The sequence below is a fragment of the Marinobacterium rhizophilum genome, assembly GCF_024397915.1.
GTDB lineage: Bacteria > Pseudomonadota > Gammaproteobacteria > Pseudomonadales > Balneatricaceae > Marinobacterium_A > Marinobacterium_A rhizophilum_A.
This window is the reverse complement of the sequence record NZ_CP073347.1, coordinates 1,164,675-1,183,102: the sequence shown is the minus strand read 5'-3', so window position 1 is coordinate 1,183,102 and position 18,428 is coordinate 1,164,675. Positions and strand designations below refer to the sequence as shown.

Annotated in this window: 17 protein-coding genes and 1 pseudogene; 16 read left to right on the top strand and 2 right to left on the bottom strand. The window is 61.0% G+C overall.

What is annotated here, in order from left to right; genetic code table 11:
• Positions 1-20: 20 nt before the first annotated feature.
• Positions 21-404, bottom strand: a pseudogene (locus tag KDW95_RS05300) (TRAP transporter large permease subunit); the annotation flags it as partial.
• Between the two features lie 115 nt (positions 405-519).
• Here KDW95_RS05300 and KDW95_RS05295 point away from each other — a divergent pair.
• The 16 genes from KDW95_RS05295 (at position 520) to KDW95_RS05220 (ending at position 17,271) form a co-directional block, all read left to right on the top strand.
• Positions 520-1,458, top strand: a complete 939-nt coding sequence (locus KDW95_RS05295; RefSeq protein ID WP_255855238.1) for a LysR family transcriptional regulator — start codon at positions 520-522, stop codon at positions 1,456-1,458.
• A gap of 152 nt (positions 1,459-1,610) precedes the next feature.
• Positions 1,611-3,293, top strand: coding sequence for an FAD-dependent oxidoreductase (locus KDW95_RS05290; RefSeq protein ID WP_255855237.1), 1,683 nt, complete (start codon positions 1,611-1,613; stop codon positions 3,291-3,293).
• A gap of 13 nt (positions 3,294-3,306) precedes the next feature.
• Entirely contained in the window at positions 3,307-3,531 is a 225-nt protein-coding gene (locus KDW95_RS05285; RefSeq protein ID WP_255855236.1) for a DUF2783 domain-containing protein, read from the top strand.
• Positions 3,532-3,639: 108 nt separating this feature from the next.
• The gene (locus KDW95_RS05280; RefSeq protein ID WP_255855235.1) at positions 3,640-4,602 is read left to right on the top strand and encodes an MBL fold metallo-hydrolase; all 963 of its coding nucleotides are present in this window, start codon (positions 3,640-3,642) and stop codon (positions 4,600-4,602) included.
• A gap of 163 nt (positions 4,603-4,765) precedes the next feature.
• Positions 4,766-6,151 carry a flavin-dependent monooxygenase QhpG gene (gene qhpG / locus KDW95_RS05275; protein ID WP_255855234.1) on the top strand — a complete coding sequence of 462 codons (1,386 nt, stop codon included), beginning with the start codon at positions 4,766-4,768 and terminating at the stop codon, positions 6,149-6,151.
• Between the two features lie 86 nt (positions 6,152-6,237).
• Positions 6,238-7,098 carry a LysR substrate-binding domain-containing protein gene (locus tag KDW95_RS05270; protein WP_255855233.1) on the top strand — a complete coding sequence of 287 codons (861 nt, stop codon included), beginning with the start codon at positions 6,238-6,240 and terminating at the stop codon, positions 7,096-7,098.
• Positions 7,099-7,312: 214 nt separating this feature from the next.
• Entirely contained in the window at positions 7,313-8,320 is a 1,008-nt protein-coding gene (locus KDW95_RS05265) for an ABC transporter substrate-binding protein (RefSeq protein ID WP_255855232.1), read from the top strand.
• Positions 8,321-8,481: 161 nt separating this feature from the next.
• Positions 8,482-9,615 carry a mandelate racemase/muconate lactonizing enzyme family protein gene (locus KDW95_RS05260; protein ID WP_255855231.1) on the top strand — a complete coding sequence of 378 codons (1,134 nt, stop codon included), beginning with the start codon at positions 8,482-8,484 and terminating at the stop codon, positions 9,613-9,615.
• Positions 9,616-9,663: 48 nt separating this feature from the next.
• The gene (locus KDW95_RS05255) at positions 9,664-10,767 is read left to right on the top strand and encodes a mandelate racemase/muconate lactonizing enzyme family protein (RefSeq protein ID WP_255855230.1); all 1,104 of its coding nucleotides are present in this window, start codon (positions 9,664-9,666) and stop codon (positions 10,765-10,767) included.
• A 396-nt stretch (positions 10,768-11,163) separates the two neighbouring features.
• The gene (locus tag KDW95_RS05250) at positions 11,164-11,934 is read left to right on the top strand and encodes an SDR family oxidoreductase (protein ID WP_255855229.1); all 771 of its coding nucleotides are present in this window, start codon (positions 11,164-11,166) and stop codon (positions 11,932-11,934) included.
• A 98-nt stretch (positions 11,935-12,032) separates the two neighbouring features.
• Positions 12,033-13,325, top strand: coding sequence for an aconitase X (locus tag KDW95_RS05245; RefSeq protein WP_255855228.1), 1,293 nt, complete (start codon positions 12,033-12,035; stop codon positions 13,323-13,325).
• On the top strand, positions 13,322-13,735 hold the full coding sequence (locus tag KDW95_RS05240; protein WP_255855227.1) for an aconitase X swivel domain-containing protein: 414 nt from the start codon (positions 13,322-13,324) through the stop codon (positions 13,733-13,735). The genes KDW95_RS05245 and KDW95_RS05240 overlap by 4 nt, the downstream gene beginning before the upstream one ends.
• Before the next feature lie 141 nt (positions 13,736-13,876).
• Positions 13,877-14,794 carry a LysR substrate-binding domain-containing protein gene (locus KDW95_RS05235; protein WP_255855226.1) on the top strand — a complete coding sequence of 306 codons (918 nt, stop codon included), beginning with the start codon at positions 13,877-13,879 and terminating at the stop codon, positions 14,792-14,794.
• A 214-nt stretch (positions 14,795-15,008) separates the two neighbouring features.
• Positions 15,009-16,016, top strand: a complete 1,008-nt coding sequence (locus KDW95_RS05230; RefSeq protein ID WP_255855225.1) for a glycine betaine ABC transporter substrate-binding protein — start codon at positions 15,009-15,011, stop codon at positions 16,014-16,016.
• 79 nt (positions 16,017-16,095) lie between these two features.
• A complete protein-coding gene (locus tag KDW95_RS05225) occupies positions 16,096-16,467 on the top strand; it encodes a tautomerase family protein (RefSeq protein ID WP_255855224.1) in 372 nt (123 codons plus the stop codon).
• A 48-nt stretch (positions 16,468-16,515) separates the two neighbouring features.
• Positions 16,516-17,271 carry a class II aldolase/adducin family protein gene (locus KDW95_RS05220; RefSeq protein WP_255855223.1) on the top strand — a complete coding sequence of 252 codons (756 nt, stop codon included), beginning with the start codon at positions 16,516-16,518 and terminating at the stop codon, positions 17,269-17,271.
• A gap of 164 nt (positions 17,272-17,435) precedes the next feature.
• Here KDW95_RS05220 and KDW95_RS05215 read toward each other — a convergent pair whose 3' ends face one another.
• The gene (locus KDW95_RS05215; RefSeq protein ID WP_255855222.1) at positions 17,436-18,299 is read right to left on the bottom strand and encodes a LysR family transcriptional regulator; all 864 of its coding nucleotides are present in this window, start codon (positions 18,297-18,299) and stop codon (positions 17,436-17,438) included.
• Positions 18,300-18,428: the final 129 nt, after the last annotated feature.

Sequence of the window (18,428 nt, the reverse complement as noted above, 5' to 3'; positions counted from 1 at the left end):
TGCCCTCCTGGCCCCTTGCTTTATCGATACAGCAGCTGCGGCAGCACCAGGGACACCCAGCTCACCAGCGTGACCAGCAGCAGCCGCACGATGTCGGCACACCAGAAGGGCGTGATGCCACGGAAAATGGTGCCGGTGCGCACATCCGGCAGCACGGCGCTGAGCACGAAGACGTTCATGCCCACCGGTGGGGTGATCAGGCTGATTTCGGTGACGATTACCACCACGATGCCGAACCACACCGGGTCGAAGCCCAGGCTCTGCACCAGCGGAGAGAAGACCGGTACCCTGAGCAGCAGCATCGACAGGCTCTCGAACACCATCCCAAGGATCATGTAGATCATCAGGATGACGAAGATCACGGCCATGGGCGATACCTCCAGTGAAGTGACGAAGGTGAGCAACGCCACCACAGCCCGTCGGGTGTTGACGGCCGCCAGACGCCGGATTGATGCGCTCCAGGAATAAATATGTCAGCCTTGTACCCTGTGTGTCTGTTAACTGGCCTGGGGGAAATGGATGGATCTGCTGTCGGCGATGAGGGTATTTGTGCGGGTGGTGGAGCTGCGAAGCTTTACCCAGGCGGCGGATGACCAGGGGGTATCGAGCTCGGCCGTCAGCAAGCAGGTGGCCATGCTGGAGTCGCATTTCAAGGCGCGCCTGCTGCACCGTACCACCCGCAGCCTCAACGTCACCGATATCGGGGAGGCCATCTATCGACAGTGCAAGGTGGTGCTGGAGGAGGTTGCCGGGGCCGAAAACCTGGTGGCCGAGCTGCAGGGCGAACCCCGCGGGCTGCTGCGCATTTCCAGCAACATGACCTTTGGCCAGCTGGTGCTGTCGCGGGCGCTGCCGGAATTCATGGCGCGCTACCCCGATATTCGGCTCGAAGTCACCCTGGATGATCGCATGCCTGACATGGTGCGCGAGGGCTACGACCTGATGATTCGTATCAAGGGGTCCCAGCTGCCGGATTCCAGCCTGGTGGCGCGCAAGCTCTGCGATATTCCGATGTTCATCTGTGCCACACCAGAGTACCTGGCCGACCAGGGTATACCGGATTCGGCCGAGGCGCTGCAGGCCCACAACTGCCTGATCTTTGTGCATGCCGAAAACGCCCACCAGTGGCAGCTTGCCGCCCCCGGTGAATCGGCCCAAGTGGCCACGGTGAGTGGCGACCTGCGGGCGAACAACAGCCTGGTGGTGCGGGAGGCCCTGCTGGCGCACCGGGGCATTGCGAATCTTGCTTCCTTTCTGATCGCCCCCCAGGTGGCGCGGGGCGAGCTGGTGCCAGTCTTCCCCGATGCCGAGCCCGAGCGCCTGGCCACCTATGCCTTTTACCCCAACCGCGAATCGGCGACACTGAAGGTGACCCGGTTCGTGGATTTCTTTGCCGGCTGGCTGGATGAACACCTGCCCCAGAGCCTGCCATCGGTTGGTAAAGCCGCCGACCGCTGAGCCGTATTGTTTCCTTAGCGGAAATAAACTTCTTCTTCTTCTCCTGATTATCCCGTCCCGTCGCTTGGTTATGCTGGCTTCACTCAAGACGGATTCCCGTCGCTGGTTTGCATAACAGCGACGGGGCGGGCCACAAGAAGAAGAGCGGCACAATGATTAAAACCTATACCTTTCCCCGTTATCCCTATGTGCGCAGCACCGACCAGGACAGCGATACGCCGGTACGCCGTCCGGTGGTGATCGGTGGCGCCGGTCCTGTTGGCATGGCGCTGGCCATTGATCTTGCACTGCACGACATTCCGGTGGTGGTGCTGGACGACAACAACACCGTCAGTGTCGGTTCACGGGCGGTCTGCTACGCCAAGCGGCTGCTCGAAATCATGGACCGGCTGGGCATCGGTGAGCGCATGATCCAGAAGGGCGTGGGCTGGAACCTGGGCAAGGTCTTCTTCGAGCAGGACCAGGTCTACAGCTTTGACATGCTGCCCGAATCCCATCACCGCCGTCCCGGTTTTATCAACTTGCAGCAGTACTATGTCGAGCAGTACCTGGTGGAACGCATCGATGAGCTGGATGGCGTAGACCTGCGCTGGAAAAACAGGATTACCGCCCTTGAACAGCTGGACGATGGCGTGCTGCTGAGCATAGAGACGCCGGATGGGGTCTACCGGCTTGAAGCCGATTACCTGGTGGCCTGCGATGGCGCCAATTCCGATATCCGTGCCCTGTGCGGCCTGACCTCCAGCGGCCAGGTCTTCCAGGACCGCTTCCTGATCGCCGATGTATTGATGGACCCCAAGCGCTTTCCGCCGGAACGCTGGTTCTGGTTCAACCCGCCGTTCCACGATGGCCAGTCCACCCTGCTGCATCGCCAGCCAGACAATGTCTGGCGCATCGACTTTGACCTCGGCTGGGAGGCGGACCCGGAGGAAGAGAAGAAACCGGAAAACATTATTCCCCGCGTGCAGGCCTTTCTCGGTGAGGAGGTCGAGTTTGAACTGGAGTGGGCCAGTGTCTACACCTTCTGCTGCCGGCGCATGGATGATTTTCGCCACGGCCGGGTGCTCTTTGCCGGCGATGCGGCGCACCAGGTATCACCCTTCGGTGCCCGCGGCGCCAACTCCGGGGTACAGGATACCGACAACCTGGCCTGGAAACTGGCGCTGGTACTCAAAGACCAGGCCCCTGCGACGCTGCTGGACACCTACACCGGGGAGCGCCTGCTGGCCGCGGACGAAAATATCAGGAATTCGACCCGTTCCACAGATTTCATTACGCCCAAGAACGAGGCCAGCCGCGCGCTGCGCGATGCGGTACTGAACCTGGCGCGTGACTATCCCTTTGCCCGCCACCTGGTGAATTCAGGGCGCCTGTCGCTGCCCTCGGTGTATGCCGATTCGCGCCTGAATACTGCCGATGCCGATGCCGAGGCCTTTGACAGCGCCATGGTGCCGGGAGCACCGAGCACCGACGGGCCGGTACAGCGCAACGGCGAGGATGACTTCCTGCTCAGCCGCCTGGGCAATGCGTTCAATCTGCTCTGGTTTATTGACGACGCCAACCTGCCCAGTGCCACCGAACTCGCCGTTCTGGCGCAACTGGCGTCGCAACCGGTGCCGGTAGGGACGCGCCTGGTGTCCCGGCAGCCATGTGCGCTGGAATTGCCCGACGGGGTGGAGCTGCTGGTGGATCACCTGGGCATCCTGGCCGAGCGCTTCGATGCCGCCCCCGGCACCTTCTACCTGATGCGCCCGGACCAGCATGTCTGCGGCCGTGGCCGCAGTTTCGATCCTGGGCGCATCCAGGCCATGCAACGCACTGCCACCGGACACTGAGAGGAGAGCATCGATGCCGCACCTGATAACCGACAACAACCTGGCCGTACCGGACGACTACTACGCCCTGCTCACGGAACTGTATCGCGAGCTCGAGCCCGCGCAGTGCATGGATGTGAATGCCCGCCTGCTGCTGTTGCTGGGCAACCATATTGGTGATCTGCAGGTACTGGCCGAGGCGGCACGCATTGCCCGCGAACAGCTGCCGGCGGCCAGCGCCCTGGCACAACAGATCTAATCGCTTGAGTTAACTGCGGGTCAGAGGGCGGCTTGTCCGTGCGCGACCCCACCCTATAGTGCCGGGCAAGGCCCGGCGGAAAAACGATTCAACACAGGAACAGGAATCATGGCTAAAAAACCTTTTGCGTCCTCTGCGGACCTTGGCGACAAGAAAGAAACCCTCGAAGTACTGGCCGATGGCGTATTCGCCCTCACCGCCGAAGGCGACCCCAATGTCGGCGTCATTGAAGCCGAAGACTTCCTGATTGCCTTTGAAGCCCGCGCCACCCCCAAGGCGGCCCGCGACTGGCTGGAACAGCTGCGGGCGTACACCGACAAGCCGGTGAAATACCTGGTGCTGTCGCACTACCATGCGGTGCGCGTACTGGGGGCGTCTGCCTACGAAGCCCAGAGCATCATCGCCCACGAAAAGACCCAATTCCTGATCGAGGAGCGGGGCATGCAGGACTGGGCCAGTGAATACGGCCGCATGCCGCGCCTGTTCCGTGAGCCCGACGGCATTCCCGGCCTGACCCACCCGGACATCGTTTTCAATGACCGCCTGGAAATACCGCTGGGTGGCGACCGTGGCAGCCTGATCCTGGAACACTGCGGCCGTGGTCACACCGCCGGCGACATCGTCGCCTGGTTGCCCAAGCACAAGATCCTCTTTGCCGGCGATCTGGTAGAGGCCGCTGCGGCGCTGTACACCGGGGACGCCTTCCACTTTGACTGGTCCACCGAGACGCTGGACAAGGTCAAGGCCTACGGCGCCGAAACCCTGATCGGCGGCCGCGGTGCCGTGGCCCACGGCCGTGAAGACGTGGATGCCGCCATCGAGCAGACCCGGGGCTTTCTCAACGGCATGAAGGAAAAGGTCGGCGAAGTGCACAGGCGCGGCGGCACCCTGAAGGAAGCCTTCGAGCAGACCCGCGATCACCTGGCGCCGAAGTTCGGCATGTGGCCGATCTTCGAGCACTGCCTGCCGTTTGACGTGCAGCGCCTGTGGGACGAGTTCGATGGTATCGACTGGCCGCGCATCTGGACGGACGCGCGCGACCAGGAAGTCTGGGACAAGCTGCAGGACTGATCCGGGTCTGAGCTTGCTCCGAGCGACGAAAAAGCCGATGCCCTGCGGGTGTCGGCTTTTTTGCGTCTGTATCCGACAGGGGGTAGCCGTTACACTGGGGCGGCATTTTTGAGGATTGCTGTCAGCGCGTGGCAGTAAGCGAGCGTTGAGCAAGGAGCCATGCATGGCGGTGAAGGGTGAAGCGGGCGCACAAACACAGGCCGGGGGCATGCAGGCCGATCCGCATATAGTCGTGCTGGGTGCCGGCCCCGCCGGGGGCGCCGTGGCGTTGGGGCTGCGCCGACTGGGCTACCGGGTCACGGTGGCGGGTCAGGCCCGGCCCTTTGCGGCCGTTGAGGGTGTATCCGAGCGGGTACTGGCCGGCCTGCGCCAGGCAGGCTTTGAACAGGCGCTGGCCCAGGTCCCTGAGCCCTCGCCGCGGGAGGTGACCTGGAGCGGGCAGACCAGTGGTGCCAATACCGAGCGGCTGCTGCGACGGGTTGAGCTGGATCGGGCCATTGGCATCGAGCTGCAGGCCCAGGGCGTGACGCTGCTGGACGGGCGTGTGCGCAGCAGCCGAACCTGCGGCAATGGCTACCGGGTCGAGGTGCAGGGCGAACAGGGCGGGGATGTTCAGGTACTGCAGGCCGATTTTCTGGTGGAAGCCCGCGGGCGGGCAGCCCCCGGTGCCGGGCTCGAGCGCCTGCGCGGGCCTGAAACCGTGAGCCTGCTGCAGGCCTGGCAGGGGCCGGAACGGGCGCCGATGTCCGCTGTACAGAGCTTTGGCGATGGCTGGGCCTGGATGGCGGCGACCGAGGGAGGCCTGCGCTATCTGCAGCTCACCCTGGATGTTGCCAGCGCGAACCTGCCACCCAAGGAGCAGCTCACCGAATACTGTGTTACGCGCCTTTCGAGCCTTGCCCGGGCAGCCCCCTTTATGGCCGGTGCCAGCCCTGTCGGGACGCCCCATGCCCGTACCAGTACGCCGATCCTGTGCCGGGAACCGGTGGGGGACAACTGGATTCGTGTCGGCGATGCGGCCATGGCGGTAGACCCGCTTTCCGGCAACGGCATTTTCCAGTCACTGTCCAGTGCGCTGCAGGCGCCGGCGGTCATCAATACGCTGTTGCGTCATCCTCAACGCCGTGCCCAGGCCCGGGCTTTCCACCAGGCCCGGGTCGAGCACCTGTTTTACCGCTTTGCCCGTATCGGTCGCGACTTCTATGCCATGGAACAGCACAGCGCCGGCAACTCCTTCTGGCAGGCCCGCCGGGCCTGGCCCGATAGCGTGGAGGTGCACCAGAGCGTGACTCCCGGGCAGGTAAGCATCGAGCGCCGCGCCGTGCTCAACGGTGACCTGATCGATGAGGCCGAGGTGGTGGTCACGCCGGATCAGCCGCTGGGCATCTGGCACCTCAACGGTGTTGCCCTGGCGCCGCTGCTGCGCGCCTGGCGCGAGGCACCGGATGCGAGTGCGGGGCAGGCGGCACTGGCCCGGGCGCTCGGTGAGCGCGGAGCCCAGGCGCCGCAGCTGCTGCAGTGGATGCGCCAGTCCGGCTGGGTGTCGTAGTCCGACTGCCGGTTCCGTGGCACACTAGCCACTTTGGTTTTCATGGCCATTGAGCGGGATGTCGGGCTATTGGTCCAGGAGTGGTAATGAAGCGTTTTGATTTCAATCAGCTGGTCACCTTTGTCTCCATTGTCGAGGCGGGCAGTATCTCCAAGGCCGCGGTGTCGTTGCACCGTACCCAGGCGGCGATCAGCATCCAGCTGAAAAAGCTGGAAGAGTCGGTGGGCAAGCCCCTGCTGCTGCGCAATTACAACAGCATCAGCCTGACCCACGAAGGTGAAACGCTGCTGGCCTATGCGCGCAAGATCCTGGCCCTGGCCGACGAGGCCTACCATGCGGTGAACGATGACGATATCGCCGGTGTGGTGCGCTTTGGTGTGCCGGATGGCTATGCCCGCAGTTTCATCCAGGATGTGCTCAAGCGTTTTATCCAGCGTTTTCCCAAGATACGGCTGCAGATCAAGAATGCTCCGAGCCCCCTGCTGTTTCGCAGCCTGCATCAAGGCGACCTGGACCTGATTCTGGTGACCCGCTCACCGCAGGAGCCCGGCGGCATTATCGTGCGCAAGGAGAAACTGGTGTGGGTGGGTGCCAGCGATTACGTGCCCGACCTGTCGGCCCCCATTCCGCTGGCGCTCTATGAGCAGGGCTGTGACTATCGCCGCCGGGTGCTGGATGTGCTGAACAAGCACGGGCTTGAATCCTACGTTGCCTTTGAATGCCAGGGCGTAACGGGCTTTGATATCGCGATCTCGAACGGGTTGGCCATCTCGGCCATGTCCGCCTCCCTCGTTAAGGCAGGGGAGTGGCGTATTCTGGATGAGTGCGCGTCGCTGCCGGACCTGGGGAACATCGAGATCGAACTGCACCGCAGCGCAGGCGAAAGCAGCGAGGCCATCAGCTGTTTTGCCAAGGAACTGGAAGCGCATATAACCAACCTCGGTTAACGCCGCTGTGGTGCTGGACGGCCAGGCTGCGCTGGTCTGATCCTGCCCCGTCCTTGGACCGGGCTTCCCACGGGACCTTGCTGGATAATCCTCGGGACTGATGGTCGGTGTTTCACTTAACCAAAACTGATGCAAAACGCGGCAGATATATCGTTTGTCGCCGGTTTGCCAGCTGGGTACCTTGAGTTCTCAAACAAGAACTCAGGAGTATTCCATGAAAAAGGTTCTGCGCTTTGCCGCCGCATCGACCGCACTGGTGTTGTTCGGTATAGGTTCCGCCACCGCTCGTGCCGATTGCGAGACCGATGAAGTCATCAAGATTGCCAACATGACATGGGCATCCGCGGCCACGCTGGCGCATATCGAATCGCAAATTCTGCAAACCGGATATGATTGCCAGACCCAGCTAATTCCCGGTGATACGGTGCCCACCGCCACCACCATGGCCGCCAAGGGTCAGCCCCACATAGCGCCTGAATTCTGGATGGCCAATGCCGAGGAGATAGTGCGCGAGGGTGTTGAATCCGGCATGATCACTATTGCCGGGGAGGTGGTGCAGGGCGGCAGTGTGCAGGGCTGGTGGATTCCGAAATATCTGAGTGAAGCGTACCCGGACCTGAAGTCGGTGCACGATCTTCCCAAATATAAGCACCTGTTTCCCGATGCCAACGATCCGGAGAAAGGGCGCATTTACAACTGCCCGCCGGGCTGGGGCTGCGAGATCGTTAACACCAACCTGTTCAAGGCCTATGAGCTGGGCAGCAGCTATGTCAACTACTCGCCAGGCTCGGGCGCGGCGCTGGATGCCACCATTGCCTCGGCCTACAAGCGCAAGAAACCCTGGTTGGGCTATTACTGGGGGCCTTCCTCGATCCTCGGAAAATACGACATGGTACGCCTGGCAACAAATCCCCACGACCCGGTGCTGGATGCCTGCAACCGCGAAGCCGAATGTGAAAACCCCCATGCCGGCGGATTCAACTCATCCCAGGTAAACACCCTGGTGATCAGCGCGCTCAAAGACCAGGCACCGTCGGTGTATGCCTTTCTGAGCAAGGTTAGCTTTGATCCCACCGTGTATAACGAGCTGCTGGCCTGGGGCGATGACAACAAGGCCGAGCCCGCGCAGGTGGCTGAGTATTTCCTGAAGAATTATCCGCACCTGTGGCAGGGCTGGGTGAGTGACGAGGCCGCTGACAAAATCAGGGCGGCGTTGCTCTAGTCGACAGGGATTCAGTCGGTTGCTTGCCGGGCAAGTTTCGACGTGATTGATGGGCAGCCGGCTTTGGCGGCTGTCCGCGACAACTATTCCCGGCGAAAGGCCGGCTTCTGTGGCACGTAAAACGTTCAGCTGTGTTGAATGAACAGGTCAGGCTATCAATGATGAAAATTAGCAAAATTTCGGTGTATCAGGTGTCTTTGCCCTTTGCCAGGGGGGCGTATCGGCTGTCCGGAGGGCGTTCGTTCGAAGCGCTGGATAGCACCGTTGTGGAGATCGAGACCGATGCCGGCCTGACCGGCTGGGGTGAAACCTGCCCGTTTGGCATTTCCTACTTGCCCGGTTTTGCCGCAGGCGCCAGGGCTGGCATTGCCGAGCTGGCGCCGGTACTGATCGGTGAGGACCCCAGGAAACTCGGCAACATCAACCGTCTGATGGACAAGACGCTGAAGGGGCAGTTTTACCTGAAATCTGCGCTCGATCTGGCCTGCTGGGATATTCTTGGCAAGGCCACCGGCATGCCGGTGTACGATCTGCTGGGCGGCATGGCAACGCCACGCATGCCGATTGTTGCCTCGGTGTCGGACACGCCGACCGCGGCTGAAATGATCGCGGATATCGAGCACTTTCGTGCCCGGGGCTATAGCCACTATTCGGCCAAGGCCAGTGGTGATCCTGACAAGGATATTTCCCAGTTTCGTGCCGTGGCCCAGGTCATACAGCCGGGCGAAGTACTGATGGTCGACGCCAATACTGGCTGGAAGCAACATGCGGCCCTGCGGGTCATGCGGGCGCTGCGCGAGTTTGATCTCTATATCGAGTCCCCCTGCGCCAGCTACGAAGAGACGCTATCGGTGCGCAGGCAGACCGACCATCCCATGATCCTGGACGAGGTTATGCAGGGCCTCGACATAGTGCTGCGCGCCTCGCGGGATGACGCCGCCGATGTCATGAACCTTAAGGTTTCCAAGGTCGGTGGCCTGACAAAGGCGCGGCTGATCAAGGAGCTTTGTGTCGAAATGGGCATTGCGCTGACCATTCAGGATACCGGTGGTGGTGCCTTTGCCCAGGCCGCAATCGCCCATCTCGCCCATGCGACACCAACGGAGCTTTTGCTGAATGTCTGGGACTGCACGGAAATGTCTGATGTGACCTTTGGCGATGAAGGCGTGCAGGTCGAGAACGGTTATATGCGTGCATCCGGCAAGCCGGGGTTGGGGGTTGAGCCGCGTATGGCGGTGCTGGGCGAACCGGTGGCTGTTTATGGTGCGGACCACCAGGTTTCAGCGGGTCACTGACCCGCCTTCCGTTATGCATGGCAGGCCGCTGAGCCTGAAGTGGGTTAAATGAAAATAGCATCGATAGACGTGTTCCAGGTGGACCTGCGCGGGCGGCACGGCGGTCAGGCGTTGTCCGGCGGGCGCGTTGTTGCCAGCGTCGATTCCACCATTGTCAGGCTGGTCACGGATACAGGTATCATCGGCTGGGGCGAAAGTGTGCCCTGGGGGCCCGTCTACCTGCCAGCCTTTGCCCGCGGAGTACGTGCAGCCATTGATGAGATGGCACCGCAGCTGATCGGGCTCGATCCGCGACAGCTGGGTGTCATGTGCGAGGCCATGGATCAGCTGCTGATGGGGCACGGCTATGCCAAGCATGGGCTGGAAATGGCGTGCTGGGATATTTTCGGCAAGTCCACCGGGCTGCCGCTGTACATGCTGCTCGGTGGCATGCAGAGCCAGGAGCTGAAAGTCTCGGCCCATATCGGTGCCCGTGTCGATCCGCAGCTGGAGGGCATGATGGCGCGCTATCGCGGCGATGGCATCAAGCAATTTGCGGCCAAGGCCAGTGGTGATGCCAAGGCTGATATCGCCTTTATTCGGGCGCTTGGCGAACGCCTGGAATGGGACGAGAGCGTCAAGGTCGACGTGAATGGAGGCTGGCGAGTTGATGAAGGTTTGCGTGTTATACGTGGTATCGGGGATATCGATATTACCCTCGAGCAACCGTGTCGAACCTACGAGGAGTGCCGGGACCTGCGCAGGGCCTGCGGCATCCCGATGATCCTGGATGAGTGCGCGGCAGACCTCAATCTATTGCTGCGGGCCCGTGAAGACGGGGTGCTGGATGGGGTCAGTATCAAGCCGGGGCGTGTTGGCGGCCTGTCTGCAGCAAGGCGCATGCGCGACTTTTGCGCCGAGCTGAATGTCGGTGTGCATATCCAGTGCATGGGCGGCAGCGGCATTACCAGTGCCGCCATCAGCCACCTGGCCCACTCGACGCCCGAGCGTGTGTTGCTGCATGTGTGGGACCCGATGAATCTTATCGAGACGGAGACGACCGATGGTGCACCTGTTGTCGAGCGCAGCCGTATTCGGGTTGACGACAGGCCAGGGCTCGGGGTCAGCCCCAGGGCCGATGTGCTGGGACAGCCGGTAGCACGGTACCGTTAAATCCTCCCCCTGGCGACGCGCTCGTCATGACAACGATGCCGTGCCGAGGCCATGTCTCGCGCTGTTACTCGCTGATATCAGCGATGTCCGCATGCCGCTCCGCCCCTGTATACAGATTCCCATTGCATGCGTTGCGGGCCGCCCGGACTCTCTTCCGGGCGGCTCGGTGCCGTATTCCCGTTTGCAAGGCCTGGTGGTACGCAATATTGCTGAAAGCCCGCTCTTCGCATAACCAAAACTGAATCAAACTGCCTAAATTATATCGTTTGTCGGCGTTCAGGCTTAACGATAATTTAAGCGCAGGTCGGTTGCCGACTCTGCAGGCCCGGGATGTCGATCATCCCAGCCTTGCGGCCAACAACAATGCCAACCAGGCGCAATTTTTACGGAGTCAACATGCAGATTTCACTCAAGGGCAAGCGGGTTTTCATTTCTGCCGGTGCCGCCGGCATGGGGCGGGCCACGGTGCTGGCCATGCACAAGCTCGGTGCGACCGTATTCACCTGTGACGTCGACAGCGAAGCGCTGGCTACGCTGCCGCCGGAGGTGACCAGCTATGTCTGCGACGTGTCCAGTTCCAGCGAAGTGGATGCCATGTTTGATCAGTTCCTGCCGGGCGGGCTGGATATCCTGGTAAACAACGCCGGCGTGGGCGGCCCAACCAAGCCGGTCGAGAATGTCACCGATGACGAGTGGCGCCAGACCATGGGTGTCTGTATCGATGCCCAGTTCTACTGTGCGCGTCGTGCCGTGCCGGTTTTCCGTGCGCAGAAGCAGGGTGTGATCATCAACCTGGTGTCTGCCGCCGGCATCCTGGGCTTCCCGAATCGCAGCCCTTACGTTGCGGCCAAGTGGGCCGTGACGGGTTTCACCCAGACGCTCGCCATGGAGTTGGGTCCGGACAATATCCGCGTCAACGGCATCGTGCCGGGTAACGTTAACGGCGAGCGCATGGAGCGGGTCATCAAGGCCCATGCCGCGGCGGAAGATATCGACCCTGAAGAAGTGCGCCGTCTCTATGCCATTGGCACCTCCATGCAGTGCTACGTGGACCCGGAGGAGATCGCCGACCTGATCTGCTTCCTGACCTCCGATTATGGCCGTCATATCTCCGGCCAGATCGTCGGTGTGGATGGCAATACCGAAACCCTGTATCCGCGCACCTGATAGCCGGCCCCTGCTGTTCTACGGGTACCGTGCCGCTGTGCCGGTGCCCCATCAACACTGTGCGACCTGCCTGCAGTGTGGGCAGAAGAGGAAACCCTATGGTGCAACTGAGTGAGTATGACGAGCGCCTGCTATCGGGCGCAGAAGGGAAGGCCAAGCAGCTCGCCATGCAGGTGATGCTCAAGGCGGCCGAAGTGTCGGGCGCACCCTGCCTGATCGATGTGAGCCTGGCCCATGTCAACAGCTGCTTTTACAGTGGCGAGGTGGGGGTGGATTTCGCGGAATTCCTGCTGGCCGAGGGCGGTACCGTCGCGGTACCGACGCTGACTAACGTGGGTCTTATCGATCTGCTGCACCCGGAACTGCGGCCGGAAAAATCCAATGAGGCGGCAGTGAAGGGCGCCAAGCGCCTGATGGCGATCTACGAGCAGCTTGGCTGCGAGGTTGTCTGGACCTGCGCACCCTATCAGCTGAAAAAGCGCCCGGGCCTGGGTGACCAGATCGTCGGCTCCGAGTCCAATGCCGTGGCGTTCTACAATTCGGTGCTGGGCGCGCGTACCAACAAGTACGGTGATTTTCTGGATATCTGTGCCGCGGTCACGGGGCGAGCGCCCTTGGCCGGCTTGCATCGGGACGAATGCCGCCGGGGCGAGATTTTGTTCCGCCTGGCCGATATTCCCATGGCCCTTCGCCAGGAGGATATTTTCTACCATGTGCTGGGTATCGTGCTGGGCTGGGAGTCCGGCAGCCAAATCCCGGTTATCGACGGCCTGCCGGCCACGGCCAGCGAGGATCAGCTGAAGGCGATCAGTGCCGCAGGTGCGGCGTCCGGGTCGGTGAGCCTGTTCCATGCCGTTGGGGTTACGCCGGAGGCGACGACCCTGGATGATGCCTTCCAGGGGGGCAAGCCCGACAGGGTCGTTGATATCAGCCCGCAGATGCTGATCAAGGCACGGGATGCCCTGACCAACTCCACCGCAGGGAAACTGGGGGCTGTCTGCCTGGGCACGCCGCATTTTTCCTACACCGAATTCCAGCAACTGGTCCCCCTGGTGGAAGGCCGCAAGGTGCACCCCGAGGTCAATTTCTACATATCCACCAGTCGCTTTATCCTGGACCAGGTGCGGGAAAAGGGCTGGCTGGCGATTATTGAGCAGGCCGGTATCAGGATGATTGTCGATACCTGCACCTATTTCACGCCGGTGGTGAACGGCATCCAGGGGCGGGTCATGACCAACTCCGGCAAGTGGGCCTACTATGCGCCGGGTATGCTCAAGCTGGGCGTGGTCTTTGGCAGCATGCAGGAGTGCGTCGAGTCGGCCGTACGGGGTGATGTCTGGCGCGATGAGCAGCTGTGGAGCGGTGAATTCTGGGGGAGGGCGGCGGTATGAAATTGCAGGGCAAGGTATTAAACGCGGGCAGTGCCAGTGGCGACGTACTTGTGCTTGATGAACCCTTGAGTTTCTGGGGCGGCTACGATCCCGAGACCGGCACCATCATTGATCAGCAGCATCCACAGGTGGGCGCGGTCATGACCGGCAAGATCGTGGTGATGCCGGGAACGCGCGGCTCCTCCGGAACGCCGGGGGTGCTGGGGGAATCATTGCGCCTGTGCACCGGCCCTGCCGGGCTGGTGCTTAACAAACCCGATATCAACGTGACGGCCGCCGCCCTGGTGGTATCGACACTCTACGATATGCATTGCCCGGTGGTGGCGCTGGACGAGACCGCGTTCAGAACGCTGCATGCCCGCACGCCTATCAGCATAGAAGCGGATGGTTCGGTGACACAGCAGGCGTAATACCGCGCAGGGCACGTGAGGATAGAGGCTGCCACGTCTGGCTGGCATTGGCTGGTAGCCGATCTGACGGTCTCTGCGCATAATGGGCGTTTTACGTCGCCCTCCCGGGTGACTATTCCGTCCATTAACGCGGTGTTGTAGATGCGAAATCTTTCCCGGCAATTGCCCCCCCTGTCATCGCTGGTGGCGTTTGATGCCGCTGCCCGCAACCTGAGCTTCAAGCAGGCCGCGCAGGATCTGAACCTGACCCAGGCGGCGATCAGTCGCCAGATACGCCTGCTGGAGGAAAACCTGGGAGTGCGGCTGTTCCTGCGCTCCCACCGTGCGGTGCGCCTGACGCCGGAGGGTCGCAGCTTTGCCCATGTCGTGGCCGGTTCCCTGGAGCAGCTGGCCAACGGTGCGCAGGAGTTGCGCACCCAGAGCCAGGGCACGACGGTGGCGGTGGCGGCAGACCTGGCCATTGCATCCTTCTGGCTGATGCCGCGCCTGAGTCGCTTTCGTGCGCTGCATCCGGATATTTCGATTCGCGTGGTGGCATCGGACGAGCTGCCTGAATCCCTGCGCGAGGAGGTTGATGTCACGATTCAGCTTGGCAAACAGGACGACTCGGGCCAGGACGCGCGTTTTCTGTTCGAGGCCGAGGTGTTTCCGGTGTGCAGCCCGGACTTTCTGGCACGGCACCCGGGGCTTGAAAGTCCCGAGGACCTGCTGGCGACAACACTGCTGCGGCTGGAAGACGAGCGCTGGGACTGGATGGACTGGCAAGCCTGGTTTACCGAGAACCATGTACAGCTCAAGGGCAGTCGCAAGGACATCTATATCAACAACTACCCGTTGCTGATTCAGGCAGCCTTGAGTGGTCAGGGCGTTGCGCTGGGCTGGAATCACCTGATTCAGGATCTGCTGGCCAGTGGCATGCTGATGCGGCCTGTCGCGGCCTCGGTGCACACCCGGCGGGGGTTTTATCTGCTCTTGCCGGAGGAAAAGCCGCCATGCCCCGACGTTGATATCTTCTGCGACTGGGTGATCGCCGAGTGCCGTATCGACCAGCCGTCCTGAGGTCGTTCAAGGTCCCGTAGCAGCGGCTGTCTCAGCAGGGCGGCGGGCCTTTTGCCGGGCGGCATTCGGGAAGCTGTTTGCAGGCATCAGGGTATAAATATTATTTGTATTCTTTGGAATAATTATTAATTTTAAACGTTAATCGGTCTGCACTAGTATGGCCTAGACAGTCAGTGACAAGGCTGTCAAAAAACAACAACGTCAGAGGCAAACCATGAACACGACCAGCAAACTGGGTACTCTCCTCGCCACGGCAGCCCTGGCTACCGGCTCTGTTTCCGCCTACGCCAACTGCGAACTGGACGAACCCATTCAGATCGCCAACATGAGCTGGGCCTCGGCGTCCGCCATCGCCCATATCGAGTCCATTATTCTGGTCGAGGGCTATGGCTGCAAGACTGAGCTGATCCCAGGCGATACAGTGCCGACCGCAACGACCATGCTGAACAAGGGGCGTCCGCATATTGCGCCTGAAGTCTGGAGCAGCAATATCACTGAAATTCTGGCAGAAGGTGAGGAAAAGAATGCTATTTCGGTGGCGGGCGATATTTTCAGCGAAGGTGGTGTCGATGCCTGGTGGATTCCCAAGTATCTGAGTGATGAATACCCGGATATCAAAACCGTAGCGGACATGGCCAAGTACAGCCATCTGTTCGAGGATGCAGACAATCCCGACAAAGGGCGCTTCTACAACAGCTTGCCGGGCTGGGCCAATGAGACCATGAGCACCAACCTGATGCGTGGCTACGGTCTGGACAAGCACTACAATCTGTATTCGGCGGGCTCATCAGCGGCGCTGGATGCCTCTATTGCCTCAAACTACAAGCGCAAGAAACCGGTCTTTTTCTATTACTGGGCACCGTCCGCCATCATGGGTCAATACGAGATGGTGCGGCTGGAAATGAACGACTTTGATGCACAGCGTGATGCCTGCAATTACGAAGAAGCCTGTGAGAACCCCACGGCGGGCGGTTATCCGAAGGCCAAGGTAATTACCCTGGTGGCCGGCGAGGTACAGACCAGCGCGCCCCTGATCTATGAATTCCTGGGCAAGGTACAGTTTGAAACCGCAACCGTAAATAAATTGCTGGCTTGGGGGGCTGAAAACCGGGCGGAGTCTGAAGAAGTGGCCGAGTACTTCCTGAAAAACTATCAGGACGTCTGGACTACCTGGGTGCCAGCGGATGTCGCCGACAAGGTGATTGCAAGCCAGGCCAACTAACAGGGGGCTTGATGGCGGGCTGCGCTGTGGTGGCGCACCCCGGCGGTTTTTAACAACAAGGTTGCAGGAGGCTTTCAGCGTGCCAACCCTTCGTATACAGGCGATTGTGCCCACCGGGCGCAGTATTGATACATTACTGACCGATTGTACGGCGGCCGCCGCGGCTGCCCTGGGCATCCCCCAGGATTGGTGCTGGGCACTGTTCCAGCCCGTGTCGGCCGGCACCTACGCTGAAGGCGGGCAGGTGTGGGGAGCGGAGGATGGGAACCGGGCTGCGGTGCTGATTTCGATTACCGCGCTCGAGGGCAGAACGGCTGAGCTAAAGGCCGCCGTGCTGGGCGCCACGGCCCGCGCGGCGGCGGCGTCCCTGGGGCTGCCTCTGCAGCAGATCTTTGTAGAGTATCGCGATATTCCCAGGGGCCAGGCCTTTAGCGGTGGCGAAGTCGCCTGAGTCCCCGTCGGTTCAATAACATCAATTCACACAAATGGAGCACAGAACATGGCTGAATTTACCGGGGCGACATCCTCAGGGGCCCGTTTTACCGATGAAGAATGGCAGGTGCGGGTCGATCTGGCCGCGATGCACCGCCTGGCCCATGACTATGGCTATGACGATATTGTCTGGAACCATATCACCGCGCGCGTGCCCGGCGGCGGTCACAATTTCCTGATGAACCACTTTGGCCTGCACAACACCGAAATTACCGCCTCCAACCTCATTAAAATCGACCAGGATGGCAACGTGCTGGATGGTCCGCCGGACGTTAATACCGCGGGCTTCGTGATTCACAAGGGTATTCACAACAGCATCCCCAACGCCAAGTTCGTGTTCCATTCCCACGCCCCGGCGGCGATGGCGGCCACGGCAATCGAAGAAGTGGTGCACCTGGTGCAGGATTCCTCGATGCTGTACGGCAAGATCAGCTACCACGACTGGGAAGGGCTGTCGGTGGATACCGACGAGAGTCAGCGTCTGGCCGATAACCTGGGTGACAACAAGTGCATGATCATGCGCAACCACGGTTTCCTGACCGTGGGTGAAACCGCCGGCGAATGCTTTATCAACATGTACTACCTGGTGCGTGCCTGCCAGGTGATGTTGCAGGCCTGCGCCACTGGCCTGCCGCTGGTGAAAACCTCGCCGGCACTGTGGGAGAAGGCCAGCAAGCAGTACGAGAGCTTCCCGGCGGGCAAGTACGAGTGGCCGGCCATGCTGCGTTTGCTCGACAGGAAGGACCCGTCCTACAAGTACTAGCAGCTTCTATACGGGGCGCCGGTGGCTGCAGGATGCAGCGCCGGCGCCTGGCGATCACCTGTGGTGCACCTCATTTTTGCCCGGGCATAACCTGCCCGGGCATTTTTGTATCAGGCTTCAACAGCCAGTTAAGTATCAACAAGGGGGCGGTGAGGGACGGGCACTCAGACTGAGCGGGTAATACCGGCGACCACATGTTTCAGCAGGCTGATGGCGGTCTCCAGCAGTTGCGCATCGGAGGGCACCCGTGGGTATATCAGGTAGGCGGGGCGCTGGAAGGTGGGGGCCTCGTCGATGCGGTGCAAGGTGCCCTGCTGTAACAGGGCCTCGACTGACCGTGCGGGGAAGTAGGCGGTGCCGCCGAACTTGAGAATATAGTCCAGCCCCAGCATCCCCAGGCCCACGGACAGCTTGGGTGCCCGGGTTTCCGGGTAGGCCAGGTTGTGGGCGGCCCGGAACTCGTCGCCCCAGTCTATATAGATGTAGTCGGGCATCCAGTGACGGGTAACCTTGCGTGGTTCGGTCGAAACCAGAATCAGCTGATCATCGATCAGCGGCTCGCAGATCAGGTCGGCCTGCTGGCGCGGAATGTAGGTAATCGCCAGGTCAATCAGGCCGCTGCTGAGCTGTTCCAGCAGGCTGGCGGAGTAGTCGGCCGTGACCCGGGTGCCGACATGGGGATGCTGTTCCTGCATGAGCTCGATCCAGGCCGGGGTTATCTGATCCCAGAGGTTCATCTGAATGCCCAGTGAAATCATCGCACTCAGTTCTTCCGGCAGGCCGACTTCCTGGCGCGCCTGCTCCCAGGCACGTACCGCCGTGTGGGCGAAACGCATGAACTGGCGTCCGGCCAGGGTCAGCTCCGAGCCCTCGCGCTTGCGCAAAAACAGCGTTTGCCCGAGCTGGCTTTCCAGCACCTTGATGCGTGCACTGACCGTAGACTGGGTGATATGCAGTCGCTCGGATGCCAGCTGAAAGCTGCCGCTGGTGGCGACTTCGAGAAAGGCGCGCATATGGCTTATATTCATCAGCTAAGACCCGGGAGATAAACAAGGCATTCAATTCTGAAGAAGTATGTCATTAAAGCAAGGCCTGATGGCGGCGAATTGCATGCATGTCGCAAACAGGTAACTCGTCACTCCATTTTGTTCATTTTT

Coding starts and splice junctions, on each gene's coding strand:
- KDW95_RS05220 (WP_255855223.1), top strand. CDS start 16,516: ATGGCTGAATTTACCGGGGCGACATCCTCAGGGGCCCGTTTTACCGAT.
- KDW95_RS05235 (WP_255855226.1), top strand. CDS start 13,877: ATGCGAAATCTTTCCCGGCAATTGCCCCCCCTGTCATCGCTGGTGGCG.
- KDW95_RS05295 (WP_255855238.1), top strand. CDS start 520: ATGGATCTGCTGTCGGCGATGAGGGTATTTGTGCGGGTGGTGGAGCTG.
- qhpG (WP_255855234.1), top strand. CDS start 4,766: ATGGCGGTGAAGGGTGAAGCGGGCGCACAAACACAGGCCGGGGGCATG.
- KDW95_RS05285 (WP_255855236.1), top strand. CDS start 3,307: ATGCCGCACCTGATAACCGACAACAACCTGGCCGTACCGGACGACTAC.
- KDW95_RS05215 (WP_255855222.1), bottom strand. CDS start 18,299: ATGAATATAAGCCATATGCGCGCCTTTCTCGAAGTCGCCACCAGCGGC.
- KDW95_RS05245 (WP_255855228.1), top strand. CDS start 12,033: ATGGTGCAACTGAGTGAGTATGACGAGCGCCTGCTATCGGGCGCAGAA.
- KDW95_RS05270 (WP_255855233.1), top strand. CDS start 6,238: ATGAAGCGTTTTGATTTCAATCAGCTGGTCACCTTTGTCTCCATTGTC.
- KDW95_RS05290 (WP_255855237.1), top strand. CDS start 1,611: ATGATTAAAACCTATACCTTTCCCCGTTATCCCTATGTGCGCAGCACC.
- KDW95_RS05260 (WP_255855231.1), top strand. CDS start 8,482: ATGAAAATTAGCAAAATTTCGGTGTATCAGGTGTCTTTGCCCTTTGCC.
- KDW95_RS05230 (WP_255855225.1), top strand. CDS start 15,009: ATGAACACGACCAGCAAACTGGGTACTCTCCTCGCCACGGCAGCCCTG.
- KDW95_RS05250 (WP_255855229.1), top strand. CDS start 11,164: ATGCAGATTTCACTCAAGGGCAAGCGGGTTTTCATTTCTGCCGGTGCC.
- KDW95_RS05265 (WP_255855232.1), top strand. CDS start 7,313: ATGAAAAAGGTTCTGCGCTTTGCCGCCGCATCGACCGCACTGGTGTTG.
- KDW95_RS05280 (WP_255855235.1), top strand. CDS start 3,640: ATGGCTAAAAAACCTTTTGCGTCCTCTGCGGACCTTGGCGACAAGAAA.
- KDW95_RS05240 (WP_255855227.1), top strand. CDS start 13,322: ATGAAATTGCAGGGCAAGGTATTAAACGCGGGCAGTGCCAGTGGCGAC.
- KDW95_RS05255 (WP_255855230.1), top strand. CDS start 9,664: ATGAAAATAGCATCGATAGACGTGTTCCAGGTGGACCTGCGCGGGCGG.